The organism is Mesorhizobium sp. M1D.F.Ca.ET.231.01.1.1, from assembly GCF_003999155.2.
Lineage (GTDB): Bacteria > Pseudomonadota > Alphaproteobacteria > Rhizobiales > Rhizobiaceae > Mesorhizobium.
On record NZ_RZOZ02000001.1, the window covers coordinates 155,215 to 171,232 of the forward strand.

The following is a 16,018-nucleotide window of genomic DNA, read 5'->3' on the forward strand; positions in this document are numbered from 1 at the left end:
CGCTCGCCTTCATGCTCACCTGTGGCCCCGTGTCGGCAGTAGAGCATTGGTTTGCTCATGACGGCGACACGCTGTGGCATGACAAGAAACGAGTTCAGTTGCTCGGTATCGATGCCCCCGAACTTTCGCAGCCGTGTTTTGATGCCGCTGACAAAATCTGGCCCTGCGGCAAATATGCGCGTGACCACATTCAGCATCTTATAGCCTCAGGGGGTGTATCCTGCATCATCGAAGGCAAGGACCGTTATGACAACGATGTCGGCGTCTGCTTCGTGGGAGGCATCGATCTCGGACGCGACCTCGTGAAACACGGATTGGCGGTAGCCGACACTCGATACCTTGCCGAAGAGCGCGAAGCCCGCATTGCCAAACGTAACTTATGGGCAGGGACCTTTATCGATCCAGGCGAATATAGAAGGGGTGGACGTCCATAGCTGCTATCGCCGCAGTGCGCTCACTCATCGATATTCGGCCGCCGACGGGCCGATAGCCCGCCGCTGGGTGTGCCCCCACACCCGCGCGGCGGGCTAAGGTGACCGGCGCCTTCTCGTTGGGAGAATTGCCTGGGCCCTGGCGCCGGTCTGGCGAACCATGGTCCGCCGCATATGCAAGATAGCTAATATCTACCTCAAAAGGATATGGTGTGATCGCGTAAGCCCTTGGCAAGCGATCGGAGATCAGGAATACAATCCTCCTCGGTGCGGCGACCCCCATTTCGCGAGGATCGCCATGACAATGAAATTCCCCTTCACAGAAGACACACTCGGCAAGAAGCTCGAGGCCGACACAGGCCTGTCGGTCGACTGCCTCACATGCAAGCGCAACGCTGTCCTCGACGTCGCTGCTCTGGTCAAGCGGCTAGGTCCGGATCATGGGTCAATGCACTACGACCTGATCAAGATGATCTTCTGCCACGAGTGCCGGGCAGCCGGCCGCGACGATCGGAACCTCCATTTCACCAACCATGCCAGGACGCCGGACAAGCGGAAGGGCTGGACGCCTTGTCCATAGCCACCGAAACTATTTGTGGGGCCTTTTCGTTGGGAGGGACACCTTCGCTGGCAATTCTTGGGTGCCGCTCTGAGGCTCCGTGCTCTGAGGCTCAATCGGTGAGAGAACCTGTGGCCGTTCGAAAAGGAGCGGCGAAACGTACCCTATAACCAAAGCGATGGTTGCGATTAGGAGAGTGACTAGGAGCCGCCGTCGTCGCTTTGGCTGGGGTTGAACGGGTGGCTCCACAGGAGGAGGCGCAGGCGCAGGCGGCAACTCGATCTTGTCAGGCCGTGACCAGGGGCCGATCTTTGCGTCGTGGTCCGCGGCGGAGGAATACTTACGATCCAGCGCGGCCTGCTTTCGGCGCGCTTCCTCGTCGAATTGATACTTGCGGGCACCACGCCAGTTTGCCTGGAACTCATCCTTTGCCATTGCGCAGATTAGCACGCGGCGCCGCTATCCAGCCAGCGCGCGTACCACCGCAATCCCCACCCCGATCGCGAAGCCCGCAGCGAGGCTTTCAGCCAGGCGTAGCAGGATGGCGCCGTACGGGAAGTGGCGGCGCGGCGCTGTTAGAATGCGAGCGAGTTCATCGAAGGTGCGTTCCATCTGTTTTCTCGCGCAAAGAGACGTTAGATGGATTCCACAGAACAACGTTGGAGTCTAGAGGAGAATAGTTAGGCGTTTTCGCCACGTGCCGCTTTACCGATTTAACGGCAAATTACTGCTTTACTTACCGTTACTAAAGCGGTTGCTATAGCGGTTTGACTTTCACTGCGAAACCGTCGCAAACTACCCTTGCGCCAATAACGGCGCTTCATGCGGGGGTTTGAAATGGAAATGACTTTGGGTGGGACCGGCGATGTGGAGTTGGTCGTCGGACAGTGCGTAAGAATAAGTGACGAGGAAAACGGAATTGTTTTGGAGCGCGCCGCACTGCTGAGCGGCGAGCTTCTGTATAGAGTGCTTCGTACTTTTGACGACTGTGATGAAGAAACGACGTGGGTGCTCACGGCCACAGCTAACGAACCTGGCGGAGCGCGGTGCGCAGAGTGTCCGCTCTGGTATCAAGGCAGTTGCGGGTTGATTTGCCGAGGCAGCTAGTCAATCCCCCCGACCGGCGTGCCGGCAAAAAGGCCCGTCTCTCGAAAGGGAGGCGGGCTTTTTCATGCACTCGCGCAGACTTTTTTCGGCAGGCGCGCCCCATATGATGTGATTCCGCGGATCGCTAGTTCGATCCGCAGTCACAAACAGGAGCCCAAAATGTATGTGCACGGTTCAAAGTTGCCCCTCCACGGTGCGCTAGTCGAAATCGCGAACCGGACTGCGGAGCGTATCAAGCACCTCAGTTTTGCCGACGGGCGACGGCGCACATTCGAACCGGTCACAGACGGTTCACCTATGTGTCCGGCCTGTCACATTTTATGGAACAAGCCATCGACGCTTGAGGCCATTGAGGACGAAGATGATATGAGTCGCTACGCCTGCAGCCAATGCAAAGGGCGATATCAACTGGGGCGGTGACGGCCTAGCCGGCGGCCTTCTTCACGGGCGCCAAAAGCGGGGAGGGAAAGCGGGGAAGATTCCCGATTGCCTCGAAAAATGTAATGAAATCAATGGCTGTTGGCTCCCCGGGCCGGATTCGAACCAGCGACCAACCGGTTAACAGCCGGTTGCTCTACCACTGAGCTACCGGGGAACGGAGGCTCTGATGTGAGTGGCGCAGCCTATAGCAAACACCTTTCGGCTTTGCAAAGCAGCAATTCGTAATTTTTCTCCAGTTTTTCGTGCGGCCATTTGTGGCATCGTTTCGGCGTGCCCACATATGAACCGCTTCACACCGGCACGGAACAAAGCGGCCGGTTGTCGCCTTTGGTAGCTATGGCCTCGGCCATTGCAGACGGGATTGGTTTTGAATGACGGCAACTGACGACGATAACGGCCCGGCGCGCAAGATCACGGTATTCGGCCGCGAGTTCACGATGCCGCGCTCGCGGGGATTGCGGATCGCGATCGGCGTGCTGCTCACCATCGGCGGGATTCTGGGCTTCCTGCCGATTCTGGGTTTCTGGATGGTTCCTCTGGGCCTGCTGGTGCTGTCCTACGAATTCGCGCTGGTGCGTCGCCACCGGCGGCGCTTCGTCGTCTGGTGGCAACGCCGGCGGCGGCCGGATTGAGAGCCTGCCTGGAGGCGGCCGGCGAGCTCCGGCGGCACCGTCGGGACCTGCGGCAAGCGATTGGCAACCACTGTCTTGGATGACGTATGGAAAGCGCCGGGAATGACTTGCCGGCGCTTGACGACCTTTAACGGCCAACATAATGAGTTCGCTCGGAACGCCGGGAGCATGGAAGGCCTCGTGGCGGAGTGGTTACGCAGAGGACTGCAAATCCTTGCACCCCGGTTCGATTCCGGGCGAGGCCTCCAATGCCCGGACTCCGGCGCTGTCGCGCCGGAGCGCCAGGTTCCGGTCGAATTTGCCTGCGGACTTTGCCTGAGAATTGCATTGGCCGCGGGTAGCGAATTGGGCGCGGAAAGCGGGTTGGTTGGAACATGAACGCTGATTTCTCCGAACGCCGCGTGAAGATGGTCGATGGCCAGATCCGCACCACCGACGTGACCAGCGCGCCGCTGATTGAAGCCATGCTGTCGGTGCCGCGCGAGGCTTTTGTCGGCGCCGGGCAGCAGGACCTGGCCTATATCGACGAGGACATCCGTGTTTCCGGCGGCGTCAACGGCGGCGGCGCCCGCTACATGATGGAACCGTCGCCGCTCGCCAAGCTTTTGCAGCTGGCCGAAATCAGCGACGGCGATTCGGTGCTCGATGTCGGCTGCGGCACCGGCTATTCGGCCGCTCTGCTCTCCCGAATCGCAAAATCGGTGGTTGCGCTGGAAAGCGATCCGGCGCTGGCCGAGGCAGCGAAGTCGACGCTGTCGGCGCTGGATTGCCAGAACGTGACGGTGGTGACCGGGCCGTTGCCGCAGGGTCATGCCGCGAAGGCGCCCTATGATGTCATCTTCATTGGCGGCAGCGTCGAGGAGGTGCCGGCGGCGCTGCTCGACCAACTCGCCGAGGACGGGCGGCTGGTTGTGGTCGAAGGCCAGGGCAACTCCGGCGTGGCCCGGCTATTTTTCAAGGCCGGGGGGGTTGTAACCGGAAGACGGGCATTTAATGCGGCAATTAAGCCACTACCGGGCTTCGAACGTGTCCATGCGTTCGAATTTTAAGCGATTTTGCCTTGCAGCGAAGGCGTGGTCATGATCGCTTGCGCTTGAACAATCGTTGCTGATTTGCTTTCCAGGGTTTTCGGGGGCAGTCAGCGGGGGAACGAGAAATTGCGCGGCGCGGGCCGATCCGAAGGGGTGGGCTGGCGTGGCGTGGTTCCCATGCAAAACGAATGAGGGATAATACGTGCCGCCCCTACGCAAGACTTTTCTAACAGCCATGCTTGTTTCGGCGACCGCGCTTTCGCCGCTGGCCGCATCCGCCGAAACGATTACCGGCGCGCTCGCCAAGGCCTATCAATACAACTCGCAGCTGAACTCCGCCCGCGCCGGCACCCGTGTCACCGACGAGGGCGTGGCTATCGCCAAGTCGGGTTACCGCCCGACGATCAAGGGATCGGCAAGCATCGACTACACAAGCAGCCACTCCAACAGCCTGGGTCAAACCTTAAACATAACCACAGGCAACTTCGGGGTTGAGATCGACCAGACGCTGTTCGACGGTTTCCAGACCAAGAACAATGTCGCTGCCGCGGAGGCGCAGGTCAGCGCCTCGCAAGAGAGTTTGCGCAACACCGAGGAGAACATCCTGTTCAACGCGGCCAGCGCCTACATGGATGTGATCCGCGATCGCCAGATCGCGGTGCTGACCGAACAGAACCTGCAGTTCCTGACCGAGCAGGCGCGTGCCGCACGGTCGCGCTTCGAGGTCGGCGAGGGTACGCGCACGGACGTCGCGCAGGCCGACGCCTCGCGCTCCACGGCCGTGGCTCAGCTTAGCGCAGCCCGCGCGACGGCGCTGGCCAGTGCGGCTACCTACCACCAAATCGTCGGCGACGAGCCGGGCAGGCTCAAGGCGGCCGCGCCGGTAGGGAAGCTGTTGCCGGGCAGCCTCGATTCGGCCTTCACCATTGCCGCTGCCGAGCATCCGGCCATCCTTGCCACCGAGCATCTCGTAGACGCCGCGGCGTTTTCGGTGAAATCGGCTGAAGGGGCGCTTTTGCCGCAGCTTTCCGCCAGTGCCGGAATTTCGAGCCAGTACCGCAACACCACGCCCGGCGTTTTTGCGTCGTCCTCGTCTGAAGGGACGACCAATTCGGCCAATATCGGCGCCACGCTCACCGTGCCGATCTATTCGGGCGGCCGCACCTCGGCTCTGGTTCGCCAATCGAAGGAATCGCTCAGCCAGGCGCGCATCGAGGTCGACGTCAGCCGTGACCAGGTGCGCCAGGCGGTGGCCTCGGCGTGGACGCAATACACCGCTGCGCGTGAAAGCGTGGATGCCAACCGTCAGGTGATCGCCGCCGCGCAGCTGGCGCTCAACGGCGTCATCGAGGAGCGCAATGTCGGCCAGCGGACCACGCTCGACGTGCTCAACGCGCAGAACGCCGTCATCACCGCCAAGATCAACCAGGCCAGCTCCGAGCGCGATGTCGTAGTGGCGAGCTACGCCATCCTGTCGGCCATCGGCCGCCTTTCGGCCGACCGGCTCGGCCTGGCGGTCACGAAGTACAAGCCGGAAGAGCACTACAACGCCGTCAAGGACAAGTGGATCGGGCTGCGCACGCCGGACGGCCGCTGATCCTTTTTTAATTCCAAATGCGCCGCGTGTCCGACGGATGCGCGGCGCTTTTGCATTTGAAAGTCGACCGTCCGGCTGCCGGCAGTGGAGGCCGCTAATCTGTTGAAATCCAACGTCTCCCCAGATTGGGGATTCTCGGATGGCGATCGGTCGGTTACGCTGTTGCCATTGATTCGAATTCCGGCCCGGCCGAAATCGAAATCTGCAATGGGTCACAAGGGCGGCGGATGTGACGATGGCGACGGCAAGCAGCGCACAGCGCGAACCCTCGATGGAAGAGATACTTGCTTCCATCCGGAGGATCATCGAGGACAGCGATACCGGCCGCAAGCAGCCGGCGGCGGACAGCGATGACCTGCGGCAGGACCTCCAGCCGGCGGCGCCGACCGCTGATGTTGACGCCTTCCGTTCCGAGCTGAATGCGGAATCCGCTCCCAGGAAGCCGGTGAGTCTGGCGGAGATACAGGCCCAGCTTGCGGCGTCCGATCCGGCGCCCGCGCGCGCCGAGCCGCGTCCCGAACCCGTGAAGGCCGCGCCATCGCTCACCACCCTGGCGGAAGTCGGGGCCAGGGTCGCCGCCGAGGCCGACACGCCGGCGGTTGCGGGGGGCGTTGCAAGCGCGCCGCAAAGCGCCGATAGCATTGTTGCCGACTGGCGGCGCGAGATCGCCGCCGTCGGCGGAAGCTCCGTCAAGGCGAAGGCGCCAACCCGCGAGCCGGAGGTTGCGCCCGAAGTCGAGATCGACGAGGAGGATCTTGCCCCGCCACCTATCGAAGCCACGACGACCGGCACGGGTTCAGGGCCATCCTCGGTCGACGCCCCGCCGGGGCGGCCGGCGATCCTGTCCGAGCATGCGGGCCGTCAGGTCGCGGCGGCGTTCGGCGAGCTTTCGGATGCTTTCGCCAGCCGCAGCAAAAAGACCTTCGACGAGATGGCCGAGGAGATGCTGCGGCCGATGCTGCAGGACTGGCTCGACAACAACCTGCCGACGCTGGTCGAACGGCTGGTGCGCGAGGAAATCGAGCGCGTGGCCCGCGGCGCGCAATGATTTCGCTGAACCGTTCAAGGTGAAATCCGCCGCCACCGGACGGCGCTTTCGTTTTCCGGAACATGCGGCCCTAAAGCATGTCTCCCGAAAGTGGGAACCGGCTTCGGGACAAGGACATGCGTAAGATCAAAAATCCAAAGCGCGTAGAGCGAATCCGAAAGATCGCGCCGCGCTTTAGGATCGATTTGCGATAAGCGATGGGATTGCCGCCGATCGCGGCAAGCCTATCTGGGCGAGGTGGGCCTATCCTTCTCGCGGTTGACTCGGCCAAGAGCTTCCGATTTACAGCGGACGCTTGTTCCCGACAGTTCGGACTTCCTCCATGCTTGATAAAACCTACGACGCCAAGACCGTCGAGCCGAAGATCGCCAAAATCTGGGAAGAGGCCGACGCTTTCCGCGCCGGCGCCGGCGCCGAGGAAGGAGCGGAAGCCTTCACCATCGTCATCCCGCCGCCGAACGTCACCGGCTCGCTGCATATGGGCCATGCGCTCAACAACACGCTGCAGGACATACTGGTGCGCTTCGAGCGCATGCGCGGCAAGAATGTGCTGTGGCAGCCCGGCATGGATCATGCCGGCATCGCCACGCAGATGGTGGTCGAGCGCCGGCTTATGGAAAGGCAGATCCACCGCCGCGACCTGACGCGCGAGGAGTTCATCGAAAAGGTCTGGGAGTGGAAGGCCGAATCCGGCGGCGCGATCTTCAACCAGCTGAAGCGGCTCGGCGCCTCGGCCGACTGGAGCCGGGAGCGTTTCACCATGGACGAGGGCCTGTCCAGGGCGGTGCTGGAGGTCTTCGTCACGCTTTACAAGGAAGGCCTGATCTACAAGGACAAGCGCCTTGTGAACTGGGATCCGAAGCTGTTGACGGCCATCTCCGATCTCGAGGTCGAGCAGCACGAGGTCAATGGCAATCTCTGGCATTTCCGCTATCCGGTCGAAGGCGCGGCGTTCGACCCTGAGAACCCGAAGACATTCATCACCGTCGCCACGACGCGCCCCGAAACCATGCTCGGCGACACTGCGGTGGCCGTGCATCCAGACGACGAACGGTTTCGCGACCTGGTTGGCAAGAATGTCATCCTGCCGATCGTCGGCCGGCGGATCCCCATCGTCGCCGATGAATATTCGGACCCGGAGAAAGGCACAGGCGCGGTCAAGATCACGCCGGCGCATGACTTCAACGACTTCGAGGTCGGCAAGCGCCACAAGCTGCCGGCGATCAACATCCTGACGGTCGAAGCCAACATCAAGCTCAAGGACAACGAGGACTTCCTCGCCGGTCTCGAGGTGACGCCGGAGCGCCAGGCCGTCTGGGACGAGCTCGACAGGCTGGACCGCTTCACGGCGCGCAAGAAGGTCGTCGAGCTGATGGAAGCCGGCGGCTTCCTGGAAAAGGTCGAGCCGCATCGCCACACGGTGCCGCATGGCGACCGCGGCGGCGTGCCGATCGAACCGTTCCTCACCGACCAGTGGTATGTCAACGCGGCCGAACTCGCCAAGCCGGCCATCGCCTCGGTGCGCGAGGGCCGTACCAACTTCGTGCCGAAGAACTGGGAGAAGACCTATTTCGACTGGATGGAGAACATCCAGCCCTGGTGCATCTCGCGGCAGCTGTGGTGGGGTCACCAGATTCCGGCTTGGTATGGGCCGGACGGGCGCGTCTTCGTCGAGAAGACCGAGGAAGAGGCGCTTGCCGCGGCGATCGAATATTATCTGGCGCTGGAAGGTCCGTGGAAGGCATGGGTCGAGGACAAGTTGGAGAATTTCCAGCCGGGCGAGATCCTGTCGCGCGACGAGGACGTTCTCGACACCTGGTTTTCCTCGGCGCTGTGGCCGTTCTCGACGCTCGGCTGGCCCGACCGTACGCCGGAGCTGAAGACCTACTACCAGACCGATGTGCTGGTGACCGGCTTCGACATCATCTTCTTCTGGGTGGCCCGCATGATGATGATGGGCCTGCATTTCATGGACGAGGAGCCGTTCCATACCGTCTATGTCCATGCGCTCGTGCGCGACAAGAACGGGCAGAAGATGTCGAAGTCGAAAGGCAACGTCATCGACCCACTCGATCTGATCGACGAGTACGGCGCGGATGCGCTGCGCTTCACCTTGACCGTGATGGCGGCGCAGGGGCGCGACGTGAAGCTCGACCCGGCGCGCATCGCCGGCTACCGCAATTTCGGCACCAAGCTCTGGAACGCGACGCGCTTTGCCGAAATGAACGAGGTCGCGCGCAACGACGATTTCTGGCTGAACGACGCCAGGCTCGCGGTCAACCGCTGGATCCTGACGGAGCTGACGCGGGCGGCGCGCGCGATCACCGAGGGCATCACCAGCTATCGCTTCAACGAGGCGGCGGGCGCCGCATACCGGTTCGTGTGGAACCTCTTCTGCGACTGGTATCTGGAACTGCTCAAGCCGGTGTTCATGGGCACGGACGAGGCCGCCAAGGCGGAGAGCCGGGCCTGCGTCGCCTTCGTGCTCGACGAGATCTACAAGCTGCTCCATCCGATGATGCCGTTCATGACCGAGGAGCTGTGGGCGCAGACCGCCGGCGAAGGCAAGGAACGCGCCTCGCTGCTTTGCCACGCCGCCTGGCCGTCGCCCGATTTCGAGGACGACGACGCGGCCGCCGACATCAACTGGCTGGTCGATCTCGTTTCCGGCATCCGCTCGGTTCGCTCTGAAATGAACGTGCCGCCGGCGGCGATCGCACCCCTGGCGGTGATCGGCGCCAACGCCGTGACACGCGAGCGGCTCGAACGCCACGACCAGGCCATCAAGCGCCTGGCGCGCGTCGGCAACATATCGCTGGCGGAAGCGCCGCCCAAGGGCTCGGCCCAGATCGTCCTCAACGAAGCCACCGTCTGCCTGCCGCTCGGCAGCCTGATCGACCTTGCGGCCGAAGCCGCGCGGCTGCAGAAGGAACTGGCCAAGGTGACCGAGGAGATCGCCCGCCTGCACAAGAAGCTTGCGAACGAGAAATTCGTTGCCAACGCGCCCGAAGAGGTGGTCGAGGCCGAGCGCGAAAAGCTTGCCGAATATCGCGAGGCGCAAGAGAAACTTTCGGTCGCGCTGACCAGGGTTCGCGACGCCGGCTAAGGGCCAAGATTCGTGTGTTCAGGAGCCGCTTAAAGGGGCTTCGTTGCCTCGAAAATAGGCATTCCGCAGCGTTAATTTTGACGTAAACGGAAAGTTTCGGCCCCATTGTTGCCATAATGTAACAATGGGGCCTATTTCTCCCGAAATGGCCTGTTTTTGGGCGTATTGAAAGGTTTTTGCAGCTTTTTCCTGCCATTCAATGCCTGTTAAGCCGCGATCAGGCTCGATTTCGCGGCCGGGTACCATGGCAAAAATGCGAGCTGTCAAGCTGTACGTGTACAACTCTTGAATTCGTAGTTGCGCCGTTAACCCGAATTGGTTCTAGCTTGCCTCACTGGTATTTCGGGGAGGGACTCCATGAATATTTTGCGGCTCAAAGCACTGCTGGGCGCGGGGTGCTTTTCGTTAGCTCTGGTCGGAGCGGCGCATGCCGGCGGCATAGAGCGCGGCGGTTACGATATCGATCTGCTGTTCGATCCGGCGCCGTTCGCCACGGAAGCGGAGGCAACCTATGTGATGCCGAACCGCAAGCTCAAGAACGGAGTGGACACCAACCCGCTCGATGGCAACATCACTGCTCTCGGCAGCTCGACGAATGAAAGCGCGGACTATTGGGTGCCGCGCATCGGCGCGAAGGCCCAGATCGTCCAGGGCGTCGACTGCATGGTCGACTATTCGCAGCCTTGGGGGGCGCATACGACACCCGGTCTCTGGGCCGGCGCCCAGTCCAATATGGAAACCGATATCAAAAGCGACAGCTACGGGGCGACCTGCTCCTACAAGATGGACGCCGGCAAAGGCCAGCTTCGCTTCATCGGCGGTGTCTTCTACCAGAAGGTCTACGGTTTCAAGGAGGATTTGGTGTCGCCGCTGGTGCCCAACTTCGCGGGCACTGGCCGGGTCGATTTGACGAGCAGCGGCTGGGGCTGGCGTGCCGGCATCGCCTATGAAATCCCCGACATCGCGCTGCGCGCTAGCCTCGTCTACAACTCGAAGGTCAAGCTCGACAATATCGAGGGCACGCTGGACTTGACGAACGTCGGCGTGGGCGTGATCCCGATCTACGGCTCGATCCAGTACATGCCGGATGTGGTGGAACTGAAACTTCAGTCCGGCATCGCGCCGGGCTGGCTTGCCTTCGGTTCGATCAAGTGGGTTAATTGGAGCACGTTGCAAAGCGTCCCGATCTGCCCGGTGGGTGTTCCTTCGTCGCTCTGCTTCACCGGCAACGCCGCGTCTGGTTCGCAACAGATTACATCGCTGGATTTGATGTATCGTGACGGCTGGACGGTTTCTGGAGGCATCGGCCACAAGTTCAACGATCAATGGAGCGCTGCCGGCCAGCTCAGTTGGGACCGTGGCACGTCCCATGGCTATGGCTCGCAGACCGATACCTGGACCTTTGGTGGCGGCGTTGCCTATACTCCGCGGCCAAACATCGAAGTTCGCCTCGCCGGCGCGATCGGCGTCATGACCAGCGGTCATTCGGGGATAGTGAATGGCGAGAACGGCTACCAGGCCGGCACGGAGGTCAGCTACGACTTCGGCAACGATCTGGTCACCGCGCTTTCCGGCGGCGTGAAGATCAAGTTCTAAGGGACTGAAAATTCAGGAAAATGGCCGGGCATCGCCCGGCCTTTTTTGTTGGGCAATCGGCTGTCCGGGCTGACCGACCGACGCGCTGTTGCAGGTTGGTGTCACAGCTGGCGCCCCTCACGATTGTGACGTTTCAGCAACAGTTTATGAACAACCCCCGCGCTAGAAGTCTTGCCGAGGGAACTGCCCATTTCCCGCCATAAACCCGGAGCAACTCGAATAGGTCTCGGGATGCGTGCCAGGTTGGCCCGGCGATGGGGCGGGCCGCGGGGTGTGCGGCAAGGACGAGTATGGACGCCAAGGCAATCTCCAAGGCCAAGCTGCCCAGCCGCCACGTGACCGTTGGTCCGGCGCGCGCGCCGCATCGCTCGTATCTCTATGCCATGGGATTGTCGGCGGCCGAGATCGCGCAGCCGCTGGTCGGCGTCGCCAGCTGCTGGAACGAGGCGGCTCCCTGCAACATCTCGCTGATGCGCCAGGCGCAGGTGGTCAAGAAGGGCGTGGCGGCCGCCAACGGCACGCCGCGCGAATTCTGCACCATCACCGTTACCGACGGCATCGCCATGGGCCACCAGGGCATGAAGTCTTCGCTGGTGTCGCGCGAGGTGATCGCCGATTCGGTCGAGCTCACCATGCGCGGCCATTGCTATGACGCGCTGGTCGGGCTTGCCGGCTGCGACAAGTCGCTGCCCGGCATGATGATGGCGATGGTGCGGCTCAACGTGCCGTCGATTTTCATCTATGGCGGCTCGATCCTGCCCGGCAGCTATCGCGGCCGGCAGATCACCGTGCAGGACGTGTTCGAGGCGGTCGGCCAGCATTCTGTCGGCGCGATCGGCGATGACGAACTGCTCGAGATCGAGCAGGCGGCCTGTCCGTCGGCGGGTTCCTGCGGCGCCCAGTTCACCGCCAACACCATGGCGACGGTCGCCGAGGCGATCGGCCTGGCCTTGCCCTACTCCTGCGGCGCACCGGCGCCCTACGAGATGCGCGACCGCTTCAATTTCGCCTCCGGCGAAAAGGTCATGGAGCTGATCGCCAAAAACATCCGGCCGCGCGACATCGTCACCCGCAAGGCGCTGGAGAATGCCGCGACCGTCGTGTCGGCCACCGGCGGCTCGACCAACGCGGCGCTGCACCTGCCGGCGATCGCGCATGAGGCCGGCATCAAGTTCGACCTCTTCGACGTGGCGGCGATCTTCGAGAAGACGCCTTATATCGCCGACCTCAAGCCCGGCGGCAAATATGTCGCCAAGGACGTGTTCGAGGCCGGCGGCATTCCGCTCCTGATGAAGACGCTGCTCGATCATGGCTATCTGCACGGCGACTGCATGACGGTCACTGGCCGCACTTTGGCCGAAAACATGGAGCACGTTGCCTGGAATGACAGCCAGGATGTTGTGCGTCCCGCCAATCGGCCAATCACCAAGACGGGCGGCGTTGTGGGCTTGAAGGGCAACCTTGCCCCCGAAGGCGCGATCGTGAAGGTCGCCGGCATGTCGGAGCTGAAATTCTCGGGCCCGGCGCGCTGCTTCGATTCGGAAGAGGAGTGCTTCGAAGCGGTCACGCAGCGCAATTACCGGGAAGGCGAGGTTCTCGTCATCCGCTACGAGGGGCCACGCGGCGGTCCGGGCATGCGCGAGATGCTGTCGACGACGGCGGCGCTCTACGGCCAGGGCATGGGCGGCAAGGTGGCGCTGATCACGGACGGGCGTTTTTCCGGTGCTACGCGTGGCTTCTGCATCGGCCATGTCGGGCCGGAGGCGGCGGTCGGCGGTCCGATCGGGCTCATCAAGAATGGCGACGTGATCTCGATCGATGCCGTGAAGGGCACGATCGAGGTGGCTCTGTCCGATGCCGAGCTGGCGGCACGGGCAAAGAGTTGGAAGGCGCGCAAGACCGACTATCAGTCCGGCGCGATCTGGAAATATGCGCAGACCGTAGGGTCGGCCCGCGACGGCGCGGTCACCCATCCGGGCGGTGCGAAAGAAACACACTGCTATGCGGACATTTGAGGTGTTGAGGTCGTCTGTCTTTTCGGCACTGGTCGCGGTTGCGACCTTGGGCGCCGTCGGGCAGGCCATGGCCTTCGACGACAAGGTGTTCGACGACAAGACCGGCGTGAAGCCGCAGTCGAGCCCGTGGGCGGTGTTCCAGTTCGGCTTCTCCGCCTACAAGAACGGCCACAAGGACCAGGCGGTCGAGGCCTATAAATATGCCGCCGAGAACGGCCAGATCGGCGCCACTTGGAAGCTTGCGCGCATGTATGCCGAAGGCGACGGCGTGACGCGCGACGACTATGCGGCTTTCAAGTTCTTCTCGGAGATCGTCGACCAGGATGTCGAGCCCGGCTCGCCGGAGGAAAGCTATGTCTCGGACGCGCTTGTCGCGCTCGGCGACTATCTGCGCAAAGGCATCCCGGGCAGCCCGGTCGAAGAAAACGAGGTTGCGGCGCAGGAATACTACATGCGCGCTGCCGCCAATTACCGCAACCCGAACGCCCAGTTCGAGATCGGCCAGATGTTCTTGAAGGGCGAGGGCGGCGTGAAGGCCAGCGTCAAGCAGGCCGGGCGCTGGCTGCAGTTGGCAGCCGAAAAAGGCCATGCCGGCGCGCAGGCGACGCTCGGCAATCTCCTGTTCCAGAGCGGCAAAGTCGTGCGCGGGCTGGCCATGATGACGGCCGCGCTCGAGCGCGCTCCGCCGGCCGACCAGCCCTGGATCCGCAGCATGCAGGAAGAGGCCTTCGCCGCCGCCGGCGAAGCCGACCGCCGCACGGCGATTTCGCTGGCCGACGACATCCTGACCAAAGGCAACAACGGCGACCAGTAGGCAGCGGCTGCCAATCTCCTCCTCAAGAGGAGTCGCCGAGCCTAACCGCTACGCACTTTTCCTGGAATTGCTCTAGTTATCGGTCGGCTCTGTCGGCGCTGTGCTTGGGGGCGGCGTCGAGATCGATGTGGGGTGGAGTTTTGGGATATCCCCGGGGCACTCGTCCTTGATCTTCGTCCAGGACGTGTTGTTGAGAACCATGTCGCAGCGGGCGAGGTGGCTTTCGCCGGCAACGGTCAGACAGGCCGTCTCACCGACCTTGAAGGATTTGCCGTTGGCAAGGCACTCCGGGGCCGCGAACGCCGGCGCCGGCACGGCGAACGCCAGCGCAAGGCCAATCGGGCAAAGAACAGATCGGATCACCATCGAACCCCCGCAACAATCCGCATCCAACGCGCGATTTATGGCGATATCAGGGATCGGCGAGGGTCGGTAGGCAGCGCCTTCAGGCCGGCTGCAGGTCGAGATCGATCGCCACCGGCACGTGGTCGGAGGGTTTTTCCCAGGCGCGCACGTGTTTCTCGACCGAGGCCGAGGAAAAGCGGTTGGCGGCTTCGGGCGACAGCAACAGATGGTCGATGCGGATGCCGTTGTTCTTCTGCCAGGCGCCGGCCTGATAGTCCCAGAAGGTATAGACATCGGACGAATCGGTGACGGCGCGAACGGCCTCGGTGAAGCCGAGGTTCTTCAGCCGGCGGAAGGCCTGCCTCGTCTGCGGCTGGAACAGCGCGTCGCCGAGCCAGTTCTCGGGGAACCTGGCGTCGGCGCGCTCGGGAATGACGTTGTAGTCGCCCGCGAGCACCAGCGCTTCCTCGAGCCTCAACCGTTCTTGCGCCCAGCGTTCGAGCCTCGCCATCCACGACAGCTTGTAGGAAAATTTCCTCTCGTCGTCGATCGGATTGCCGTTCGGCAGATAGAGCGAAGCGACGCGCAAGGACCCTTTGTCGGTCGAGAAGACGCCTTCGATGAAGCGCGCGTGGTCATCGGCATTGTCGCCGGGCAAACCGCGATTGACTTCGTCGAAGGGTAGCTTCGACAGGAGCGCGACGCCGTTGAAGCTCTTCTGGCCGTTGGTCTCGACATTGTAGCCAAGCGCCTCGATCTCGGCGCGCGGGAACTGATCGTCGAGCGTCTTGATCTCCTGCAGGCAGACGATGTCCGGCGCGCTCTCGGTCAGCCAGTGGGTGAGGTTGCCGATGCGCGCGCGGACGCCGTTGATGTTCCAGGTGACGATCTTCATTGGGACCTCAATGCTCTTCCGGCGCAAGTCGCTCGACGAGGCCGATCGTATTGCCTGCGGGGTCCTTTAGAAAGGCCGTCCATTCGCTTTCCCCCGCCGCACCGAACTGGCCCTCGGTGTCGCGATGGACGAGCGTCGGCGGCGCGGTGAAAGGAACGCCGGCGGCCTTCGCTTCGCCATGGAAGGCCTCGAGGCCGGCGATGTCGAGATAGACGGTGCCGGGCGGCACGCCGTCGCCAAAGAACAGCCGCACGCCGCCGGCCATGATGAAGGCAATGCCCGGCGGATCGTAGCGCGCATGCACGCTCATGCCGAGCACGTCCTGCCAGAAGGCCAGCGTCGTATCGAGATCACGGCCAGCCGAGAGCGCGACCTGGCGGACCGCGCCGATCGCTCGCATC

15 protein-coding genes and 2 tRNA genes are annotated in these 16,018 nt (G+C 62.6%); 11 read left to right on the forward strand and 6 right to left on the reverse strand.

The window, feature by feature from the left end; all coding sequences use genetic code 11:
* On the forward strand, positions 1 to 434 hold a 434-nt coding region (locus EN874_RS00750; RefSeq protein ID WP_168247329.1), incomplete at its 5' end, for a thermonuclease family protein.
* Positions 435 to 729: 295 nt separating this feature from the next.
* Positions 730 to 1,011 (forward strand): hypothetical protein, encoded by a 282-nt coding sequence (locus EN874_RS00755; RefSeq protein WP_127428088.1) that lies wholly within the window; start codon positions 730 to 732, stop codon positions 1,009 to 1,011.
* Positions 1,012 to 1,449: 438 nt separating this feature from the next.
* Here EN874_RS00755 and EN874_RS33540 read toward each other — a convergent pair whose 3' ends face one another.
* Positions 1,450 to 1,602, reverse strand: coding sequence for a hypothetical protein (locus EN874_RS33540; RefSeq protein WP_168247330.1), 153 nt, complete (start codon positions 1,600 to 1,602; stop codon positions 1,450 to 1,452).
* A 1,015-nt stretch (positions 1,603 to 2,617) separates the two neighbouring features.
* Positions 2,618 to 2,692, reverse strand: a tRNA-Asn gene (locus EN874_RS00760).
* A gap of 217 nt (positions 2,693 to 2,909) precedes the next feature.
* On the opposite strand from EN874_RS00760, the gene EN874_RS00765 reads away from it, so the two are divergent.
* The 6 genes from EN874_RS00765 to EN874_RS00790 all read left to right on the forward strand — a co-directional run bounded on the left by EN874_RS00765 (position 2,910) and on the right by EN874_RS00790 (position 9,952).
* Entirely contained in the window at positions 2,910 to 3,170 is a 261-nt protein-coding gene (locus EN874_RS00765; RefSeq protein ID WP_127428089.1) for a hypothetical protein, read from the forward strand.
* Between the two features lie 174 nt (positions 3,171 to 3,344).
* A tRNA-Cys gene (locus tag EN874_RS00770) sits at positions 3,345 to 3,418 on the forward strand.
* Between the two features lie 126 nt (positions 3,419 to 3,544).
* Positions 3,545 to 4,219: a protein-L-isoaspartate O-methyltransferase gene (locus EN874_RS00775; protein WP_127428090.1), complete on the forward strand. Its 675-nt coding sequence runs from the start codon at positions 3,545 to 3,547 to the stop codon at positions 4,217 to 4,219.
* 184 nt (positions 4,220 to 4,403) lie between these two features.
* Entirely contained in the window at positions 4,404 to 5,798 is a 1,395-nt protein-coding gene (locus EN874_RS00780; RefSeq protein ID WP_127428091.1) for a TolC family outer membrane protein, read from the forward strand.
* A 235-nt stretch (positions 5,799 to 6,033) separates the two neighbouring features.
* Positions 6,034 to 6,846: a PopZ family protein gene (locus EN874_RS00785; protein ID WP_127428092.1), complete on the forward strand. Its 813-nt coding sequence runs from the start codon at positions 6,034 to 6,036 to the stop codon at positions 6,844 to 6,846.
* 322 nt (positions 6,847 to 7,168) lie between these two features.
* On the forward strand, positions 7,169 to 9,952 hold the full coding sequence (locus EN874_RS00790; RefSeq protein WP_127428093.1) for a valine--tRNA ligase: 2,784 nt from the start codon (positions 7,169 to 7,171) through the stop codon (positions 9,950 to 9,952).
* 18 nt (positions 9,953 to 9,970) lie between these two features.
* Here the strand turns inward: EN874_RS00790 and EN874_RS00795 are convergent, their stop codons facing one another.
* Complete coding sequence (locus EN874_RS00795; RefSeq protein WP_128261482.1) at positions 9,971 to 10,219, reverse strand: hypothetical protein; 249 nt, start codon at positions 10,217 to 10,219, stop codon at positions 9,971 to 9,973.
* A gap of 90 nt (positions 10,220 to 10,309) precedes the next feature.
* Between EN874_RS00795 and EN874_RS00800 the strand changes: the two genes are divergently transcribed.
* From EN874_RS00800 to EN874_RS00810, 3 genes are all read left to right on the forward strand, one after another.
* Positions 10,310 to 11,548, forward strand: a complete 1,239-nt coding sequence (locus EN874_RS00800) for an OmpP1/FadL family transporter (RefSeq protein WP_127428095.1) — start codon at positions 10,310 to 10,312, stop codon at positions 11,546 to 11,548.
* A gap of 290 nt (positions 11,549 to 11,838) precedes the next feature.
* On the forward strand, positions 11,839 to 13,563 hold the full coding sequence (gene ilvD, locus EN874_RS00805; protein WP_127428096.1) for a dihydroxy-acid dehydratase: 1,725 nt from the start codon (positions 11,839 to 11,841) through the stop codon (positions 13,561 to 13,563).
* Positions 13,550 to 14,377, forward strand: a complete 828-nt coding sequence (locus EN874_RS00810; protein ID WP_127428097.1) for a tetratricopeptide repeat protein — start codon at positions 13,550 to 13,552, stop codon at positions 14,375 to 14,377. Before ilvD ends, EN874_RS00810 begins: the two co-directional genes overlap by 14 nt.
* Before the next feature lie 72 nt (positions 14,378 to 14,449).
* Here the strand turns inward: EN874_RS00810 and EN874_RS00815 are convergent, their stop codons facing one another.
* The 3 genes from EN874_RS00815 to EN874_RS00825 all read right to left on the reverse strand — a co-directional run bounded on the left by EN874_RS00815 (position 14,450) and on the right by EN874_RS00825 (position 16,017).
* The gene (locus tag EN874_RS00815; RefSeq protein ID WP_127428098.1) at positions 14,450 to 14,743 is read right to left on the reverse strand and encodes a hypothetical protein; all 294 of its coding nucleotides are present in this window, start codon (positions 14,741 to 14,743) and stop codon (positions 14,450 to 14,452) included.
* A gap of 79 nt (positions 14,744 to 14,822) precedes the next feature.
* Positions 14,823 to 15,617 (reverse strand): exodeoxyribonuclease III, encoded by a 795-nt coding sequence (gene xth / locus EN874_RS00820; protein WP_127428099.1) that lies wholly within the window; start codon positions 15,615 to 15,617, stop codon positions 14,823 to 14,825.
* A gap of 7 nt (positions 15,618 to 15,624) precedes the next feature.
* On the reverse strand, positions 15,625 to 16,017 hold the full coding sequence (locus EN874_RS00825; protein ID WP_127428100.1) for a VOC family protein: 393 nt from the start codon (positions 16,015 to 16,017) through the stop codon (positions 15,625 to 15,627).
* Position 16,018 lies beyond the last annotated feature (1 nt).

What these genes read in the sequence shown, in the direction of transcription:
- EN874_RS00755 (WP_127428088.1), top strand. Translation starts at nt 730, where the DNA reads ATGACAATGAAATTCCCCTTCACAGAAGACACACTCGGCAAGAAGCTC.
- EN874_RS33540 (WP_168247330.1), bottom strand. Translation starts at nt 1,602, where the DNA reads ATGGAACGCACCTTCGATGAACTCGCTCGCATTCTAACAGCGCCGCGC.
- EN874_RS00765 (WP_127428089.1), top strand. Translation starts at nt 2,910, where the DNA reads ATGACGGCAACTGACGACGATAACGGCCCGGCGCGCAAGATCACGGTA.
- EN874_RS00775 (WP_127428090.1), top strand. Translation starts at nt 3,545, where the DNA reads ATGAACGCTGATTTCTCCGAACGCCGCGTGAAGATGGTCGATGGCCAG.
- EN874_RS00785 (WP_127428092.1), top strand. Translation starts at nt 6,034, where the DNA reads ATGGCGACGGCAAGCAGCGCACAGCGCGAACCCTCGATGGAAGAGATA.
- EN874_RS00790 (WP_127428093.1), top strand. Translation starts at nt 7,169, where the DNA reads ATGCTTGATAAAACCTACGACGCCAAGACCGTCGAGCCGAAGATCGCC.
- EN874_RS00800 (WP_127428095.1), top strand. Translation starts at nt 10,310, where the DNA reads ATGAATATTTTGCGGCTCAAAGCACTGCTGGGCGCGGGGTGCTTTTCG.
- ilvD (WP_127428096.1), top strand. Translation starts at nt 11,839, where the DNA reads ATGGACGCCAAGGCAATCTCCAAGGCCAAGCTGCCCAGCCGCCACGTG.
- EN874_RS00810 (WP_127428097.1), top strand. Translation starts at nt 13,550, where the DNA reads ATGCGGACATTTGAGGTGTTGAGGTCGTCTGTCTTTTCGGCACTGGTC.
- EN874_RS00815 (WP_127428098.1), bottom strand. Translation starts at nt 14,743, where the DNA reads ATGGTGATCCGATCTGTTCTTTGCCCGATTGGCCTTGCGCTGGCGTTC.
- xth (WP_127428099.1), bottom strand. Translation starts at nt 15,617, where the DNA reads ATGAAGATCGTCACCTGGAACATCAACGGCGTCCGCGCGCGCATCGGC.
- EN874_RS00825 (WP_127428100.1), bottom strand. Translation starts at nt 16,017, where the DNA reads ATGCGAGCGATCGGCGCGGTCCGCCAGGTCGCGCTCTCGGCTGGCCGT.